The sequence below is a fragment of the Brevundimonas sp. Leaf363 genome (assembly GCF_001424025.1).
Taxonomy (GTDB): Bacteria; Pseudomonadota; Alphaproteobacteria; order Caulobacterales; family Caulobacteraceae; genus Brevundimonas.
The window spans coordinates 1,547,858-1,564,472 of the sequence record NZ_LMPZ01000002.1; the positions used below are offsets into that span (position 1 = coordinate 1,547,858).

21 protein-coding genes and 1 tRNA gene are annotated in these 16,615 nt (G+C 66.8%); 3 read left to right on the forward strand and 19 right to left on the reverse strand.

What is annotated here, in order from left to right:
• Positions 1-9: 9 nt before the first annotated feature.
• From ASG17_RS10830 to guaB, 6 genes are read right to left on the reverse strand one after another with little or no spacing between them, the layout of a single operon-like run.
• Positions 10-612 carry a YdeI family protein gene (locus ASG17_RS10830; RefSeq protein WP_056102945.1) on the reverse strand — a complete coding sequence of 201 codons (603 nt, stop codon included), beginning with the start codon at positions 610-612 and terminating at the stop codon, positions 10-12.
• Complete coding sequence (gene guaA / locus ASG17_RS10835; RefSeq protein WP_056102948.1) at positions 609-2,171, reverse strand: glutamine-hydrolyzing GMP synthase; 1,563 nt, start codon at positions 2,169-2,171, stop codon at positions 609-611. Before guaA ends, ASG17_RS10830 begins: the two co-directional genes overlap by 4 nt.
• Entirely contained in the window at positions 2,168-2,872 is a 705-nt protein-coding gene (locus ASG17_RS10840; protein WP_235560410.1) for a 5'-methylthioadenosine/S-adenosylhomocysteine nucleosidase, read from the reverse strand. The genes guaA and ASG17_RS10840 overlap by 4 nt, the downstream gene beginning before the upstream one ends.
• Positions 2,869-4,275, reverse strand: coding sequence for an RsmB/NOP family class I SAM-dependent RNA methyltransferase (locus ASG17_RS10845; protein WP_056102951.1), 1,407 nt, complete (start codon positions 4,273-4,275; stop codon positions 2,869-2,871). The genes ASG17_RS10840 and ASG17_RS10845 overlap by 4 nt, the downstream gene beginning before the upstream one ends.
• A 10-nt stretch (positions 4,276-4,285) precedes the next feature.
• Positions 4,286-4,678: an MAPEG family protein gene (locus ASG17_RS10850; RefSeq protein WP_056102954.1), complete on the reverse strand. Its 393-nt coding sequence runs from the start codon at positions 4,676-4,678 to the stop codon at positions 4,286-4,288.
• Positions 4,678-6,135, reverse strand: a complete 1,458-nt coding sequence (gene guaB / locus ASG17_RS10855) for an IMP dehydrogenase (RefSeq protein WP_056102958.1) — start codon at positions 6,133-6,135, stop codon at positions 4,678-4,680. The genes ASG17_RS10850 and guaB overlap by 1 nt, the downstream gene beginning before the upstream one ends.
• Before the next feature lie 104 nt (positions 6,136-6,239).
• On the opposite strand from guaB, the gene ASG17_RS10860 reads away from it, so the two are divergent.
• The gene (locus ASG17_RS10860; protein ID WP_056102962.1) at positions 6,240-7,790 is read left to right on the forward strand and encodes a sodium:proton antiporter; all 1,551 of its coding nucleotides are present in this window, start codon (positions 6,240-6,242) and stop codon (positions 7,788-7,790) included.
• Here the strand turns inward: ASG17_RS10860 and ASG17_RS10865 are convergent.
• Positions 7,787-8,551, reverse strand: coding sequence for an RlmE family RNA methyltransferase (locus tag ASG17_RS10865; protein ID WP_056102966.1), 765 nt, complete (start codon positions 8,549-8,551; stop codon positions 7,787-7,789). The genes ASG17_RS10860 and ASG17_RS10865 overlap by 4 nt on opposite strands.
• Before the next feature lie 66 nt (positions 8,552-8,617).
• Here ASG17_RS10865 and ASG17_RS10870 point away from each other — a divergent pair, with 66 nt between their 5' ends.
• Complete coding sequence (locus ASG17_RS10870; RefSeq protein WP_056102969.1) at positions 8,618-9,082, forward strand: peptidylprolyl isomerase; 465 nt, start codon at positions 8,618-8,620, stop codon at positions 9,080-9,082.
• Between the two features lie 179 nt (positions 9,083-9,261).
• On the opposite strand, the gene ASG17_RS10875 is transcribed toward ASG17_RS10870, so the two are convergent.
• The 3 genes from ASG17_RS10875 to ASG17_RS10885 form a co-directional block, all read right to left on the reverse strand.
• Positions 9,262-9,849 carry a hypothetical protein gene (locus ASG17_RS10875; protein ID WP_156367805.1) on the reverse strand — a complete coding sequence of 196 codons (588 nt, stop codon included), beginning with the start codon at positions 9,847-9,849 and terminating at the stop codon, positions 9,262-9,264.
• 71 nt (positions 9,850-9,920) lie between these two features.
• The gene (locus ASG17_RS10880) at positions 9,921-10,433 is read right to left on the reverse strand and encodes a DUF2059 domain-containing protein (protein WP_162238789.1); all 513 of its coding nucleotides are present in this window, start codon (positions 10,431-10,433) and stop codon (positions 9,921-9,923) included.
• A 101-nt stretch (positions 10,434-10,534) separates the two neighbouring features.
• A complete protein-coding gene (locus ASG17_RS10885; RefSeq protein ID WP_235560411.1) occupies positions 10,535-10,930 on the reverse strand; it encodes a helix-turn-helix domain-containing protein in 396 nt (131 codons plus the stop codon).
• 86 nt (positions 10,931-11,016) lie between these two features.
• Between ASG17_RS10885 and ASG17_RS10890 the strand changes: the two genes are divergently transcribed.
• Complete coding sequence (locus tag ASG17_RS10890) at positions 11,017-11,625, forward strand: NAD(P)-dependent oxidoreductase (protein WP_056102982.1); 609 nt, start codon at positions 11,017-11,019, stop codon at positions 11,623-11,625.
• A 63-nt stretch (positions 11,626-11,688) separates the two neighbouring features.
• Here the strand turns inward: ASG17_RS10890 and rplA are convergent, their stop codons facing one another.
• From rplA to ASG17_RS15220, 9 genes are all read right to left on the reverse strand, one after another.
• Positions 11,689-12,375, reverse strand: a complete 687-nt coding sequence (gene rplA, locus ASG17_RS10895) for a 50S ribosomal protein L1 (RefSeq protein WP_056102985.1) — start codon at positions 12,373-12,375, stop codon at positions 11,689-11,691.
• A 4-nt stretch (positions 12,376-12,379) separates the two neighbouring features.
• The gene (gene rplK, locus ASG17_RS10900; protein WP_056102988.1) at positions 12,380-12,811 is read right to left on the reverse strand and encodes a 50S ribosomal protein L11; all 432 of its coding nucleotides are present in this window, start codon (positions 12,809-12,811) and stop codon (positions 12,380-12,382) included.
• Between the two features lie 170 nt (positions 12,812-12,981).
• Positions 12,982-13,557 carry a transcription termination/antitermination protein NusG gene (gene nusG, locus ASG17_RS10905; protein ID WP_056102991.1) on the reverse strand — a complete coding sequence of 192 codons (576 nt, stop codon included), beginning with the start codon at positions 13,555-13,557 and terminating at the stop codon, positions 12,982-12,984.
• A gap of 11 nt (positions 13,558-13,568) precedes the next feature.
• Positions 13,569-13,862, reverse strand: coding sequence for a preprotein translocase subunit SecE (gene secE / locus ASG17_RS10910; protein WP_056102994.1), 294 nt, complete (start codon positions 13,860-13,862; stop codon positions 13,569-13,571).
• Positions 13,863-13,937: 75 nt separating this feature from the next.
• Positions 13,938-14,013 (reverse strand) — tRNA-Trp (locus ASG17_RS10915).
• A gap of 100 nt (positions 14,014-14,113) precedes the next feature.
• A complete protein-coding gene (locus tag ASG17_RS10920) occupies positions 14,114-15,448 on the reverse strand; it encodes a hemolysin family protein (RefSeq protein WP_056102997.1) in 1,335 nt (444 codons plus the stop codon).
• A 96-nt stretch (positions 15,449-15,544) separates the two neighbouring features.
• A complete protein-coding gene (locus tag ASG17_RS15950) occupies positions 15,545-15,676 on the reverse strand; it encodes a hypothetical protein (RefSeq protein WP_255354020.1) in 132 nt (43 codons plus the stop codon).
• Between the two features lie 142 nt (positions 15,677-15,818).
• Complete coding sequence (locus tag ASG17_RS10925) at positions 15,819-16,355, reverse strand: hypothetical protein (protein WP_156367806.1); 537 nt, start codon at positions 16,353-16,355, stop codon at positions 15,819-15,821.
• Positions 16,356-16,507: 152 nt separating this feature from the next.
• Positions 16,508-16,615, reverse strand: a 108-nt coding sequence (locus tag ASG17_RS15220; protein ID WP_156367807.1) for a hypothetical protein, incomplete at its 5' end; no start/stop codon positions are given.

Sequence of the window (16,615 nt, forward strand, 5' to 3'; positions counted from 1 at the left end):
GGGACGCGCTCACTTCGTCTTCTGAGGATAGATCGTTTCCCCGCGCTTCAGCATTTCGACGAAGGTCGCGATCTTCTTCGCCCGCCCCGCCTCGGTCTTCATGTTGTGGGTGCGAAACGCCAGGGCGAAGCGGTTCTGCTCGCTCAGGGTCGCCAGCATGGCCTTGGCCGCCGGCTCCGCATCGATGGCGGCCTGCAGGTCGGCTGGGATCGCCATCCCCTTGCCGCTGCCATAGGCCTTGGCCCAGCGCCCGTCGGCTTTCGCCGCCTCGACCTCGCGCAGGCCGTGTTCGGTCATTCGCCCTTCAGCAATCAGCCGGGCGACGTTACCGACATTGATCTGGCTCCAGATGCTGCGCGGCCGGCGCGGCGTGTAGCGCTGCAGATAGCTCCGCTCGTCGAAGCTCTTCTTGATCCCGTCGATCCAGCCCCAGCACAGGACCACGTCGATGGCTTCCTTCGGCGTGATCGACGGCAGGCCTGAAGACAGTTTGTGGATCTTGATCCAGACCTCGTCCTCGCGGTCGTGATGCGCGCCCAGCCAGTCGTAGAAGGCCTGCGCCGTCTCGAACGGCCGCACCTTCGCCGGATCGACGTGGACCGGTCCCTTCACTCCCACTCGATGGTGCCGGGCGGCTTGGACGTCACGTCATAGACGACGCGGTTCACGCCCCGCACCTCGTTAATGATGCGGGTCGCGGTGCGGCCCAGCATATCCCAAGGAAATTGATAGAAGTCGGCCGTCATGCCGTCGGTGGACGACACGGCGCGCAGGGCCAGCACCTTCTCGTAGGTGCGGGCGTCGCCCATGACGCCGACGGTCTTGACCGGCAGCAGCACGGCAAAGGCCTGCCAGATGTCGTCGTAGAGGCCGGCGTTGCGGATTTCCTCAAGGTAGATGGCGTCGGCTTGTTGCAGGGTCTCGACGGCTTCGGGCGTGATCTCGCCGGGGATGCGGATGGCCAGGCCCGGTCCCGGGAAGGGGTGGCGGCCGACGAAGGCGTCGGTCAGCCCCAGCTCGCGACCCAGGGCGCGAACCTCGTCCTTGAACAGCTCACGCAGCGGCTCGACCAGCTTCAGCTTCATGTAGTCGGGCAGGCCGCCGACGTTGTGGTGGCTCTTGATGACGTGGGCCTTGCCGCTGGACGACGACACGCTCTCGATCACGTCCGGGTAGAGGGTGCCCTGGGCGAGGAATTCGGCGCCTTCGATCTTGTTCGCCTCGCGGTCGAATACCTCGATGAAGACGCGTCCGATGGTCTTGCGCTTGGTCTCAGGGTCCGCCTGACCGGCCAGCTCGCCGAGGAATTCCTTCGACGCATCAACATGAATCAAGGGGATGTTGTAGTGCTCTCGGAAGAGCTGGGTGACCTGCGTCGCCTCATCCTTGCGCAACAGTCCGGTGTCCACGAACACGCAGGTCAGCTGGTCGCCGATGGCCTCGTGGATCAGCACCGCCGCGACCGACGAGTCCACCCCGCCCGACAGGCCGCAGATCACCTTGGCCGACCCGACCTGCTCGCGGATCTGGGCGATCTTCTCTTCGCGATAGGCGGCCATGGTCCAGTCGCCCTTCAACCCGGCGATGCCATGGGTGAAGTTCTTCAGCATCTGGTGGCCGCGCGGCGTGTGCATAACTTCCGGATGAAATTGAACGCCGTAGAAGCGCCTCTTCTCATCGGCGATCACCGCATAGGGGGAGCCGGACGAGGAGGCTACGACGTCGAAGCCTTCCGGAATGGCCACGATCTTGTCGCCGTGACTCATCCAGACCGTCTCGTCTTCACCGACCGGCGCCAGGCCCGCCAACAGGGGCGAGGCCTTTTCGACGGTGATCTCGGCGCGCCCAAACTCGCGGGTGTGGCCGCCCTCGACCTTGCCGCCCAGTTGCTCGCACATGGTCATCTCGCCGTAGCAGATGCCTAGCACCGGCACGCCCGCCTCGAACACGCCTTGCGGCGCACGGGGGCTGCCTTCTTCGTGCACACTCTCCGGCCCGCCGGACAGGATGATGGCCGCCGGCGTCATCGCCGCCATGGCCGCCTCGGCCTTGGCGTAGGGGTGAATCTCGCAATAGACGCTGGCCTCGCGCAGGCGGCGCGCGATCAGCTGGGTCACCTGGCTGCCGAAGTCGACGATCAGGACCTTCTGGTGATCGGTTGGTGCGGTCATGGCGTATCCGGGGCGAGCGATTGGGCGGGGACTTGGCGGAGGCTCTCCGCATCTTCAAGCGCGGATAGACCCCGCTTGGCCAGAACCGTGATCAGCGCATCCAGCGCGTCTGCAAGGTTCCGGTCCACATGATGCAGCGTCGAGGTCCAGTCCTCCAGCGCCTTCAGCTCGGCCCGGCCGTCCGACACGCCGCGCAGGGCGATCATGGGCAGGCCGAAGGTCTGGGCCGCACGCAGCAGGGCAAAGGTCTCCATGTCCACCATATCGGCGTCGATGGCGTCATAGGCGGCGCCAGAGACCACGCTTCCGCCCGTCGACAGGGTGGCGGTCGGCACGCCGGGAATGGGGCACGGTAGGGGCAGGATGGCGGGCAGGTCCAGCAGCGGCGTGATGCCTCTCGGGAAGCCCAGCGGGCTGGCGTCCATGTCGCGATAACCGACCGACGATGCCTGATAGACGGTCGCATGCTCCAACACTCGCGAGCCGCACGAGCCCAGTGACACGACGACGTCGGGCAGACTGTCGGCTGTCTCCAGCCGGGCCAGCACGGCCGCCAGACTGATCGCCGCCTCGACCGGGCCGATGCCGGTCATCAGCGGCCGGATGCGGGCCCGCAGATGTTCGCCGTACTCCGCCGGCGCGGCCATGACGTGGAGAACCGTGACGTCGCCGTAGCGATCCAGTCTCCAGTCGCCGCTCACGCCAGCCGCTCATAGACGGCGGCGAAGAAGCCGTCGGTGCCGGCCGCCGCGGGCGACAGGCGGATGCGGTGGCCATGCGCCAGCTCTGTCAGCTTTTCGCGTCCAGTCTCGGTCAGTCCGGCGACCTGCGCCGCCTCAGCGATCGGCACGGGGACGAAGTGGGGGTGATCCTCCTCGAAGGCGTCCACCGTCGCCTCGTTCTCGGCCGTCAGCATCGAGCAGGTGACATAGACCAGCCGTCCGCCCGGCTTCACCAGCTTGGCCGCTCGCGTGACGATGGCCTTCTGCAGTGTGTGCATCCGGTCGACGTCCTCGGGCTTCAGCCGCCAGGCGTCCTCGGGCCGCCGCCGCCAGGTGCCGGAGCCGGTGCAGGGCGCATCGACCAGGACCACGTCGGCCTGACCGACCATCTCCTCGACGCCGCCGCCGTTGGGGCCAAGCTGATGCAGTTCCGCGGCCACGCCGGCGCGTTGCAAGCGAGGCTTGATGTTGTCCAGACGCTTTTGCACCACGTCGTAAGCGACGAGCCGGCCTTCGTTCGCGGTCGGGGCCGCCTTGCGCACCGGGGCGGGTTCGGCCTCGCCGGTCGGCGTCCAGACCTTGGCGGGCGCCTCAGCGACCTCCGCGCCTGCAGTTTTTTCAGGCGTCATCTGCGCGGCGAGACCGAGCGTCTTGCCGCCGCCGCCGGCGCAATAGTCCACCACCGTCATGCCGGGCGTCACGCCCGCCAGCCAGCAGACGATCTGGCTGCCCTCGTCCTGGATCTCGATGCTCCCCGCCTTGAAGGCCTCCAGCGCCTGGACGTTGGGCGGGGGCTCGCTGGCCAGGCGCAGCCCGACCGAGGACCACGGCGTCCGTTCGGGCGACAGACCCGCCTCACGCAGTTCCGCCTCGACCTCGGCCACGGTCGCCTTGGCCGTGTTGACGCGCAGATCGATGGGCGCGCGCGGGACCATCAGGGCTTGCGCCTCGGCGGCCCAACGGTCGCCGAACGTCGCCTTGAAGTCCTCCATCACGAACTCGGGCAAGCCTGCGGCGACCCAGCCCGGCAACTCGCCGGTCGTGGTCGTGATGCGCGCACGCTCCTGCTTCGACAGGGGCTTGGGCCCATACCCATCGCCAGAGTGCAGCGCCTCGATCTCTTCCAGCGACAGTCCGTCGATCAGGCTCAGGCTACCAATCACCAGCGCTCGCCCGTCCTCGCGTCCGCCCATGGCCCAGACCAGCCGGCCGCGCGCGCGCAGGACGCGGTAGACGCGGTCGGCCACCGCCCGGCGATCCTTGGACCCGGCGTAGCGGTTCTCGCTGCCCCAGGTCTTGAGCACGGCCTCGGCCGGTTGGCGGCCTTGGGCGATGGAGTCCAGGACCGAGGCGGCGGCGGCGAGGCGGGCGGATGGGGTCACTGAACCTCGATCAAACGAACAGGGCGGCGATGATCAGCAGAAGGCCGATCAGGCTGGCCAGGAAGGCGACGGAGCGCACGCCCGTCACGCCGAAGGCATAGAGCGGCACATAGGCCAGGCGGGCCCAGAAATAGAGCGCCGAACCCCACAGGGTCAGCGCGCCATCCTCGCCCGTCACATGGGCGATCAGCACCGCGCCAATGAACAGCGGCAGGGTTTCGTACAGATTGGCCTGCGCCCGCTCCAGCCGCCCCGTGATCGGCCCGACCGGCGGCATCGCGCCGTCGCGAGGTCCGGCGTTCCACTTCGATCCGAATGACAGGGTGCGCCCGGTCGCCGGCAGGAAGATCTGCACGATGGCGAGGATCAGCGTCGCAGCCAGATAAGTCAGTTCGGTCGTCATCAACCCTGCCTGTAGTTCGGCGCTTCACGCGTGATCATCACGTCGTGAACATGGCTCTCACGCAGACCGGCGCCGGTGATGCGCACGAACCGGGCCCGGTCCTGGAACTGTTCGATCGTGCCGGCGCCGACGTAACCCATCGACGCACGCAGCCCGCCGACCAGCTGATGCAGCACCGGCGCGATCGGCCCCTTGTACGGCGTCTGACCCTCGATGCCCTCGGGCACCAGCTTCTGGGTCTCGACCTCCTTCTGGAAGTAGCGATCGGCGGAGCCCGCCCCCATCGCACCAACCGAGCCCATGCCGCGGTACGACTTGTAGGACCGGCCTTGGTACAGGAAGACCTCGCCCGGGCTCTCGTCCGTGCCGGCGAACATCGAACCCATCATGGCCACGCTGGCGCCTGCCGCGATGGCCTTGGCGAGGTCGCCCGAGTATTTGATGCCGCCGTCGGCGATGACCGGCACACCGCTTTCCTTTCCCGCCCGCGCCGCGTCGACGACCGCGGTCAGTTGCGGCACGCCGACGCCCGCGACAATGCGGGTGGTGCAAATGCTGCCCGGGCCGATGCCGACCTTCACAGCGTCCGCGCCTGCGTCGATCAGGGCCCGCGCCGCGTCATAGGTGGCGACGTTGCCGGCGATGATCTGGATGCGGTTCGACTCGCGCTTGATGCGCTCGACCACCTGGGCCACCGACCGCGAATGGCCGTGGGCGGTGTCGATCACCACCACATCGGCGCCGGCCTCGGCCAGGGCCATGCCGCGCTCAAAGCCGCTGTCGCCAACGGTCGAGGCCGCTCCGACCAGCAGGCGGCCCTGGTCGTCCTTGGCCGCGTGCGGGAAAGCCTGGGCCTTCTCGATGTCCTTCATGGTGATCAGGCCAACGGCCCGATAGTTCTCGTCCACCACGATGACCCGCTCGACCTTCTTGTCGCGCAGGATGGCCCTCGCCTCCTCGCGCCCGGCGCCTTCGCGCACGGTATAAAGGACGCCGGTGGTCATCAGCTCGGACGCCTTGCGGCTCGGGTCCGTGTCGAAACGCATGTCGCGATTGGTCAGCATGCCGACCAGACGTCCGGTCGCCGGGTCGATGACGGGGAAGCCCGAAATCTTCTTGCGCGCCACGATCTCGCGAACCTGGCCCAGGGTCGTGTCCGGGTGGATGGTCACCGGGTTGATGACCATGCCGCTCTCATAACGCTTCACGGCGCGGACCTGATCGGCCTGCTCCTCGATGGTCATGTTGCGGTGAAGCACGCCCAGGCCGCCGGCCTGGGCCATTGCGATGGCCAGACGGCTTTCCGTCACCGTGTCCATCGCGGACGACAGCAGCGGGATGTTCAGTCGGATGTCTCGCGTCAGCTGCGTCGAGACGTCCGCGTCAGCGGGCATGATCTCGGACGGGCCGGGTTCTAGCAAAACATCGTCGAAGGTGAGCCCTTCGCGAATCTCCATGAGGAGCCTCCGTTTTGCGGGCCGCGTATATCGTGCTGCAGTGCGCAACGGCAAGGGGCGACGCGCGCTTGTGTTCAGTTGGAAACCGGACGTGACTGCTCGGCATGCATGCTTTCGAGGCAATCCTGGCCGTTCTGGCCATCGCCGTTATCATTTCGGCGGGCGCGCAACGCCTGCGCCTGCCCTACCCGCCATTGCTGGCGGTGGGCGGGGCTGCGCTGGCGTTCTTTCCCTGGGCGCCGGAATTGCGGCTTGACCCGGATCTGGCGCTGGCCCTGTTCATCGCGCCTGTTCTGCTCGATGCCGCGTACGACAGTTCGCCACGAGACCTGAAGCGCAACGCCCTGCCGATCGCCTTTCTGACCTTGGCGGCGGTCGGCGTGACGGTGGTCGCCGTGGCCTTCGCCGCACGCTGGCTGAGGCCTGATCTGCCGTGGGCCGCCGCAATCGCCTTGGGGGCCATCGTTGCGCCGCCCGACGCGGCCGCAGCCACCTCCGTCCTCAAGGCCACGCCGGTGCCTCAGCGCCTGCGCACCATTCTGGAAGGCGAAAGCCTGTTCAACGACGCCAGCTCCCTGTTGATCTATCGGTTCGCCGTCGCAGCCGTCGGCGGCGGGCTGGCGTGGGGTTGGCCGCTCGTGGCGACGATGGCCTGGACGCTGCTGGGCAGTCTGGCCTTCGGCGTGGTCGCCGCCGCCCTGCTCGGCCGCGTGACGTCACGCGTCCGCGAGGCCCCGACCGCGATTCTGCTGCAGTTCATCGGAGCCTTCGGAGTCTGGATCGCAGCGGAGAAAATCGGCGTTTCCCCCATCATCGCCATCGTCGTCTTCGGGATGGTGGCCGCTCGCGTCAGCGCTCGTCGGGTTGAGGCGACCGTTCGCGCGCCATCCTATGCGGTGTGGGAGACGGTCGTCTTCGGCCTGAACGCCGTCGCCTTCGCGCTGGTGGGTCTGCAGGTCGGGCCTCTGTGGCGTGAGCTGTCGGCTGGCGAACAAGAGCGGTATGCGGTCTTCGCCCTCGCCATCCTGGCCGTTGTCGTCATTGCGCGGCTGGTGTGGGTCATGACGTACCATTTTGTCGTGCAGGCGAAGAACCGCTGGTTTGGCGCCGTCCTGCCGACCGGTGAACAATCACCCGAGGCGCAGCACGGCCTCATCGTCGCCTGGGCTGGCATGCGAGGTCTGGTCAGCCTGGCGGCCGCCTACGCCTTGCCGGCCGCCTTTCCAAACCGCGACCTGGTCCAGTTGTCGGCGTTCGTCGTGGTCATGGGAACGCTGGTCGTCCAGGGCCTGACACTCGGTCCGCTCGTCCGCCTGGTGAAGACCAGGGACGATGACATCCTTCCCAGCGAGATCCGCACCGCCCGCCGCGCCATCGCCGAAGCAGCCCTGGCCGATCTCGCCCCCCGCCGCAGCGCCGCCGCCAAGCGCCTGCGGGCCGACTACACCGAACGCCTGGCGCATGTGACGGCAGAAACCCAGGGCGACGGACGCGCCGAACTGGAAATCGACCGCCTGACAGCCGAGGTGCTGGTAGCCAAGCGCGACGCTCTCAGTCGTCTGCGCACCAACGGCGAGATCAGCGACATGGCGTACTTCCAGATCGAGGAAGAGCTGGACCGCCACGACCTGGCCCTGACGCCGGTCGTACGTTAGGCGCCCGCGACGCCCAGCGGCCGCGACGGCGCCCGCTTGTTAAGCGCCACCAGAAAGACTTCCGCGCTGTCCTTTCGGCTGGACGCCGGCTTCACATATTTCACCGTCTCGAACTCGGCTCTCAACCGCGCCAACACGCCGCCGGCATCTCCCCCCTGAAAGTTCTTCGACACGAAGTTCCCGCCGGGCCGCAACGTTCGGATCGCGAAATCCGCCGCGATCTCGATCAGGGCGATGATCTTCAGGTGATCCGTCTGCCGATGGCCGACGGTGTTGTGCGCCATGTCCGACAGCACCAGATCCGGCGGTCCGCCCAGCAAATCCATCATCTGTTGGTCGACGCCCGGATGGGTGAAGTCCGCCTGCAGGATCTCGGCGCCCGCGATCGGCTCGATCATCAGCAAATCGACGCCGACCACGGACTTCGCGCCCCGCTGGACCGCGAGTTGAAGCCACCCCCCCGGTGCGGCGCCCAAGTCGATGACCCGGCACCCCGGCTTGATCAGATGGAATCGATCGTCGATCTCCATCAGCTTGAAGGCCGCGCGGCTGCGCCAACCCTCGGCTCGCGCCCGCTCCGACCACTTGTCCGAGAGTTGCCGCTTGATCCACTGCTGGCTCGACATCGACTTGTCGTCGGCCGTCTTCATCTTCTGGCCCATGCCGCGACCGGCCGCGGCGCCGCCCGACGGCGGGCGGACCATGCGACGGCGCTCGGGCGCCTGGGGACCGGCCCCTTCGGGTTTGTCTTCGCTACTCATGCATCCCACATAGCCGTCACGGAGTTTGCGGGCTATGACCCGCGCCAATTCGAAGAGGAGCGCCCGATGGCCGATCAAACCCTGACCTTCACCCTCGACACCGGCGATGGTGTCGACAAAGACGTCGTCATCAAGCTGCGTCCCGACCTGGCGCCCGGCCACGTCGCCCGTATCACCGAGCTGGCGAGCGAGGGCTTCTACAACGGCGTCGTCTTCCACCGCGTCATCCCGGGCTTCATGGCCCAGGGCGGCGACCCGACCGGAACCGGCACCTCGGGCTCCAAGAAGCCGAACCTGAAGCAGGAATTCTCGTCCGAGCGCCACGTGCGCGGCGTCTGCTCCATGGCCCGCACCTCGGACCCGAACAGCGCCAACAGCCAGTTCTTCATTTGCCTGGACGACGCCACCTTCCTGGATCGCCAATACACGGTCTGGGGCGAGGTGATCGAAGGCATGGACAACGTCGACGCCCTTCCCAAGGGCGAGCCGCCCCGCGCCCCGGGCAAGATCGTCAAGGCGACGGTCAACTAAGCAGCAGGGGGGCGGCGTCGATGGCGCCGCCCTTTCTTCTCCTGGCCCGTCTTTCCGGGCCGGCTCAGAAGGATGCCAACCTCAGGCGATGCATCTGTGCAGCCGTGCGGGTGGCCGAGCTTGAGCTTTCCTGGTCAGTGCTCGCCCCCAGCCTTCCGGCCCGGCGATTGCGATCTACCTCAATCCCCACCGAACCACGCCAGGCGCACGTTCTCCACCACCTCGCCGCCGACCTTCAATCGACCGACCACAACCGGCGTCTCCGCACCCCCCAGATTGCGCTTCGCGGAAGCAAGAGCGTCCTTATCCAGGCGGCCGTCGAACACGACCCGCCCGATCGGCCGGGCAGTCCCCTCGAAGTGAACGCGGCCGCCATCAAGCGAATACCGCGTCGGCAGGACCCGTATCCCGCGGCCGGGCCCATCGGCCTCCATGCCTATGCGCTGAGTTGTCGCCGCGTTCTGGAATTCCAGCATCACCGGCGCGAAGGTGGCGCTGCGCGTACCGGCCTGCCACGCCTCAAACTCGGCCGGCTGACCCAGAAAGACGTGGTCTAGCACGTAGCCGCCCGCTTCAGCGTCCGACGCCGGCAGGTAGTAGCCTGAGATATCGTCCGGCTCCTCATAGGTGAACGCCGCTGGACCGCTCGCCGGCGCCACGACAGGCGCCTTTCCTTCAACAGATGCAGGCCTATCGCACCCCGTCACCACGGCGGCGACGAGTGCGATGGCAGCGGCCGGGACGGTCAGATGGCGGGAAGGGGTCATGATGCGATCTCCACCCCACGACTAGGCCGCCCGGACCGGGGCGTCATTCGATTTCGCAGGCCTTCGTCGCGTCAGGAGGGCTTGCGCGGGGTCAAGGCCGGGCCTGGGGTCGCCGCCCCCGGACACGTAAACTCGGCGCAGTATTTGCCGATCAGCTCCTGGACGAACGCCATCTGCATTCGCGCCAGAACCTGCCCTTGCCGGACCCCCATGTCGAACGACTTGCTGGCGATCGATCGCCCGATGGGCGACCTGTAGAAGTCCACCTGCGCCTGCAGTTCCTCCAGCGTGTAGGTTTCGGCCACGATCTGGATCACGTCATCGATCATGCCGACCACCAGTCGCGTCAGAATGTCCGTCCCGGTCTCCCGCATCCAGGCGTTCTGTTCCTCCGTCAGACCCGGCGCGCGGCCAAGTTGCGCCTCTGCCGATTCGCGGATCTGCTTCTCCAGGTTCTCGCCCTGCGACAGTTCCACGAACTCTCGCGCCAGGGCGAGACGCCGCGCCGCGTCATCGTCGGCGCGCGCCGCCGTCGCCGCCCCGAACGCCAGCGCAACCGCCAGCAGTATGCCGATAAACCGCATCATTCCCTCCCGCCCCGCGAGCCCGCAGCCTCACAATCTACGGGTGCGCTCCATCCTGCAATAAGCCGCTCTTCATTGCGCCCGCCGCCACCTGTGAGCTTTCAGACCCAACCGGCCGGCGGGCGAGCATCGAATGCCTGACGGGCCGCGATGACCGCGTCCATCTGACTCTCCGACCATGTGATCAGCGGCGTCAGCGCCCCGACAAGCGTGCGCCCCAGCGGCGTCAGCGCGTAATCGACCGTCACCGGCGTGGTGGGCGCCACGCGCCGAGCAACCAGGCCGTCGCGCTCCAGGAGCCGCAGTGTCTGGGCCAACATCTTCTGAGAAATCCCGTCGATCCGCCGCTTGAGGGCGCTGAACCGCACCGGCCCGCCATCCAGGGTCTGCACAACCAGCACCGTCCACTTGTCGCCAATGCGGTCCAGCATCTGCCGCGTGGGGCACTGGGCGGCGAAGACGTCGGGCGCACGTGACGGGCCGGGCGGTATCGTCACGGTGACCTGCTGAGGTTCTGGTGGCTTCTTGTGCATTCGGTATGGATAGCACACTTGGTATCGATCAGATACCAAAGGAGCTCTTCATGCATGTCACCGTCTTGGGCGCCAGCGGCCGCGCCGGTTCAGAAATCACGCGGGAGCTCGCCGCCCGCGGTCACGTCGTCACCGCCATCGCTCGCAAGCCCGAGGCGATTCCGACCGGTGACGGGATAACGCCGACCCAAGGCGACGCATCCGACGCCGCAGCCTTGGCCGAACAGATTCGCGGATCGGACGCGGTCATCAGCGCCCTTCATTTCGACGTGCCCGCCGTCACCCTTCTGTCGGCGCTGAAGGTGGCAGGGGTTCCGCGCCTGCTGGTGACCGGCGGAGCGGCCAGCCTTGAGGTCGCGCCCGGCGTTCGCCTGATCGACACGCCCGAGTTTCCCGAGGAATGGAAAGCGCTCGCCCAGGACGGGATAGCCTTCCTCGAAGACCTGCGCTCGGAACACCAGATCGACTGGACCTTCTTCTCCCCCGCCGCCGTGATCGAGGAGACGCCGCGCCTCGGCCGCTTCCGTACCGGCGGCGATCAGTTGGTGGTGGACGACAAGGGCGAAAGCCGCATCGGCTTCTCCGACTACGCTATCGCGATGGTCGACGAGCTGGAACGGCCGAAGCACAGCCGCGCGCGCTTCACCGCCGCCTACTGAACAAACGAAAACGGCCCCGGAGATCGCTCTCCGGGGCCGTCGTCGTTTCAGGCGTTTGGGCGATCAGCCGACGGTGGCCGGGTCGATCTTGAAGCCCGGGCCCATCGTCGAGGACAGGGTGATGCGCTTCACATAGGTTCCCTTGGCGCCCGACGGCTTGGAGCGGTTCAGAGCGTCCAGATAGGCCTTCACGTTGGCCTCCAGGGCTTCCTGCGTGAACGAGGCCTTGCCGATGCCGCCGTGCGCGATGCCGGCCTTCTCGACGCGGAACTCGACGGCGCCGCCCTTGGCGTCCTTGACCGCCTGGCCGACGTTCGGCGTGACCGTGCCGACCTTCGGGTTCGGCATCAGGCCGCGCGGACCCAGCACCTTACCCAGACGACCCACCAGGGCCATCATGTCCGGCGACGCGATGACGCGGTCGAAGTCCATGAAGCCGCCGTTGATCTTCTCGTACAGGTCCTCGGCGCCCACGACGTCGGCGCCGGCCGCGAGGGCCTCGGCGGCCTTGGCGTCCTTGGCGAAGACGGCGACGCGCACGTCACGGCCGGTGCCGGACGGCAGGTTGACCACGCCACGGACCTGCTGGTCGGCGTGACGCGGGTCGACGCCCAGGTTGACGGCGATCTCGATGGACTCGTCGAACTTGGCGGTGGCGTTCGCCTTGACGGCGGCGATGGCGTCCGAAACGCCCATCAGGGTCAGGGTGTCGCCGGTGCGGGCCTTTTGAGCCTTGGTTTGCTTGGCCATGTGCTTAGCCCTCCACCACGTCTAGGCCCATCGCGCGGGCGGAGCCTTCGATGATCTTGGACGCGGCGTCCAGGTCGTTGGCGTTCAGATCCTTCATCTTCTTCTCGGCGATCTCCCGCACCTGGGTGCGGGTGACCTTGCCGGCGGTTTCGCGTCCGACCAGCTTGGAGCCCGAGGTGATGCCGGCGGCCTGCTTCAGATAGTGCGTGGCAGGCGGGGTCTTGGTGACGAAGGTGAAGCTCTTGTCCTGATAGACCGTGATCACGGTCGGCAGGGGCGTGCCTTTGACTTCCTTCTCGGTGCGCGCGTTGAACTCCTTGACGAAGCCCATGATGTTCACGCCGCGCTGACCCAGGGCCGGGCCGATCGGGGGCGAAGGCGTCGCGGAGCCCGCGGGCACCTGCAGCTTGATGTAGCCGAGAATCTTCTTGGCCATTGGTCTCTCCTATGAAGCTCCGAAATCAGTCGGAACGGATGAGCCGTGGTGCGGCATGGCTGCCTCCCACGGATTTACCCCCTTGCGAGGGAGGCGCGCGTATAGCGGAGGCGCGCCAAAAAGACAACGGCGGCCCGAAGGCCGCCGTCATTTAGGCCAGAGAGCGCGCCTTAAGCGGCGACCTTCTCGACCTGGGCGTACTCAAGCTCGACCGGCGTGGCGCGGCCGAAGATGGAGACGGCGACGCGCAGGCGGGCGTTGTCCTCGTCGACGCTCTCGACCGACCCGTCGAAGCTGGCGAACGGGCCGTCGATGACCTTGACCTTCTCGCCGATGTCGAAGCGGATGCGGGGCTTCGGACGCTCGACGCCCTCTTCCACGGCGCCGATGATCTGCTGAACTTCACGCTCCGAGACCGGCAGCGGCTTGGTGCCGCCCGCGGCGCCCAGGAAGCCGGTGACCTTCGGCGTGTTCTTGACCAGGTGATACGCCTCGTCGGTCATCTCCATCTTCACCAGCACATAGCCGGGGAAGAATTTGCGCTCGGAGTTCACCTTGCGACCGCGGCGGATCTCGACGACGTCCTCGGTCGGGACCAGGATTTCGGAGAAGTTCTCGTCCAGACCCTGCTGCTTGGCTTGATCGCGCAGCTGCTGGGCCACCTTCTTCTCGAAGTTCGAGTAGGCGTGGACGATGTACCACTTGTGACGGGGATTGGCGGCGACGGGTGCGGCGGTGTCGGTCATGGATCGGCTCCTTAGCTGCCGAAAGCGACGATGTAGCGGAAGGCCACGCCCAGCGCCGCGTCCACGATCCAGAAGAAGGTCGCGGCCACAATCACCATGATGAAGACCATCACCGAAGTGATCCAGGTCTCCTTGCGGCTGGGCCAGTTGATCTTCCGGAACTCAGCCTGAACCTGGCTGAAGAATTGGGCGGGCGAAGTGCGCTTCTTCGGCGAAGGCTGGTCGACCGTGACCGTCGCGGCGCCGACAGGGGCGCTTTGGGGTCCGGAGGTGCGGCGACCGCCGGGGGTCTTGGCCTTGGCCATGCTCAGCGTCTCTTCAATCGTTCAATCCCTGTCGCCCCAGATGGGGAGGCCCAACCCGCGGCGACAGGGGGAAAATGGCAGGAGTTGGGGGATTCGAACCCACGACCCCCGGTTTTGGAGACCGGTGCTCTACCAGCTGAGCTAAACTCCTAGACAATACAGAAGCGCGCTGCGGGCGGACCAGCAGCGCGTCTCGATCGCCAGACGGGGGGCTATGCCCCACGGGGCCAGCCATTTCAAGCCCGGAAACCTCAGTCGGTCGCCGCGTCGGCTCCGTCCTCGGCCTCGGAGCCGGCCTTGACGATGGTCCGGAACAGCAGCTTGTCGATGCGGCGGTCGTCCATGTCGATGACTTCGACTTCAAAACGACCCAGCTGCAGCACCTCGCCCTCGTTCGGCACGCGTGACAGATGGTGCAGCACCAGGCCCGCCACCGTGTGGAAGCCCTCCTGATCGCCGAAATCCTCACCCAGGGTGTCGGCCAGTTCGTCCAGATCGGTCTGCCCATCGACGGCCCAGGTGCCGTCGTCGCGCTTGCGGATCATGGCCACGCCCTCGTCGTGTCCCTCGTCGAAGTCGCCGGCGATCATCTCCAGCAGGTCGGTGGCGGTGAAGACGCCTTCGAAGGCGCCGAACTCGTCGACCAGGAAGGCCATGTGGACCTTCGACGACTTCAGGATCTCCAGCGCTTTCAGCACGGACGTCGACTGAGGAATGAAGGCCGGGGTCTGGACCAGGGTCTCGACCTCCAGCTTGCCGGTGGTCAGCAAGCTGTCCAGCAGGTCCTTCTTGTGGACGACGCCCAGCGGATTATCGACATCGTTCTCGCGGGCCACGACTATGCGGGAATAGGGGCAGGTGCGGATTTCCTCGCGCAGCTGCTTCTCCGGATCATCCAGGGCGATCCAGAAGACCTCGTGGCGCGGCGTCATGGCGACGCGGATCGGGCGGTCGCCCAGGCGCAGGATTTCCTCGATCATCACCTGCTCTTCCGGCTCGATCAGCCCGGCGGAAGTGCCTTCGGCGAGGATGGTTTGCACCTCTTCCTGCGTGACGTCCGAACCGTCGCGGTCCTTCACGCCCATCACCTTGAGGATGCCGGAGGTGGAGGCGGTCAGCAGCAGGACGAACGGCTTCATGACCAGCGCCATGGTCGAGATCGGCGCGGCCATCTTGGAGGCGATGGTCTCGGGGAATATCAAGGCTAGACGCTTGGGCACCAGCTCGCCGACGATCAGCGACACATAGGTGATCAGGACGACGACCACGCCCGTCGCCGCAACCTCCGCATAGGCGGCGGTCGCCGGGAAGGCTGTCTCGATCATGCGGGTCAGTTCGCCGGCGATGGCGGCCTGACCGTAGGCGCCGGCCAGAATGCCGATCAGGGTGATGCCGACCTGGACGGCCGACAGGAACTGATTGGGGTCTTCCGCCAGGCGCAGCGCCGTACGCGCGCCCCGATCACCGCGCTCGGCGCGGCTTTGCAGTTTTGATTTCCGGGAAGACACGACCGCAAGCTCGGTCATGGCGAACATGCCGTTCAGCAGTACGAGAAGCACTACGACGACGATAGCGATGAGCAACATCGAGGGGGGGAGAACCCGCAGCGCGGCGCGACAGGCGGCGTCCGCAAGGCGATATTAGGGCACGATGCGCCTAAGCGCCACGGCTTCGTTGCTGCATTAATGCTGGCCGGCCTCGATCGATCCGTAGGCACCTGACGTCTGACGACCCGCGGCGTCGTAAGCCGGCGCGCAGGCGCTCATGCCGATGACGGTGCCGATGAAAAGGCCGATGCGAAGCGCGCGGAACATGAAGGTTACCAAAATCCTAACGACGGACTTCAGAACCTAGGCCCGACCATTCGGTTCCGCGCAAGCGGCGTCGCGCGTCAGGCGTGGAACGTGGTGAACAGGGCGGTCGCGACGTGGGCCGCGACCGCCCTGCCCGCCTCGATCAGCTCGCGATACAGGTGTCGCCGGCATACAGGACGCCGATCGACTGGCTGTCCGCGTTCAGGAAACCATAAACGCCATCGACGCCGAACATCGGCTGTTCAAACTGCGACTCCATCATCTCGAAGCCGGGCGCAGTTTCCGCCTTGGTGCGGGTATCGCCGGTGCGAACGCCCGATGCGGTGGCCGGACCGGCCTGGCTGCTGTGCCAGCCGATGAAGGCGCCGTCGCGGGTCAGGATCGCCAGCTTGTCCCCCCACGCAAAGTCCTCAGTCGCGCCGGTCGGGCAGTCGGCATTGGCCGTCTGGACAGGCTCTGACCCCATGGCGGCGGTGACCGCCTGGACGGCAGCGGCGGCCGGCGAGCCGAAGGCGATCGTGTCCGACCCGATCACAAGTCCCTCGCCGCTTAGCACCGGGCCGGTTGCGGCGACGGGCGCCTCTGCCGCGGCGGGATCGGTGGCGGCGTCGCCGCCGTTACCGCAGCCAGCCAGCGTCAGCGCCAGCATCCCGGCTAGCCCAAGCATATGCACCTTCATGAGAATCCTCCCTCGCCGCTCCCCGGCGGTTGGCCGAACGTATGGCGTTGGAAGAACCGTGTCACGTGGGATTGGGCGAGGAATAACCCAAACAAAAGCCCCCGCCGGATCGCTCCGGCGGGGGCTCTGCTGTTCAGGTCGGACCGTCGCCGTTAGGCGATGATCTTGGCCACGACGCCGGCGCCGACGGTGCGGCCGCCTTCACGGATGGCGAAGCGCAGCTTCTCTTCCATGGCGATGGGCGTGATCAGCTCGACGTT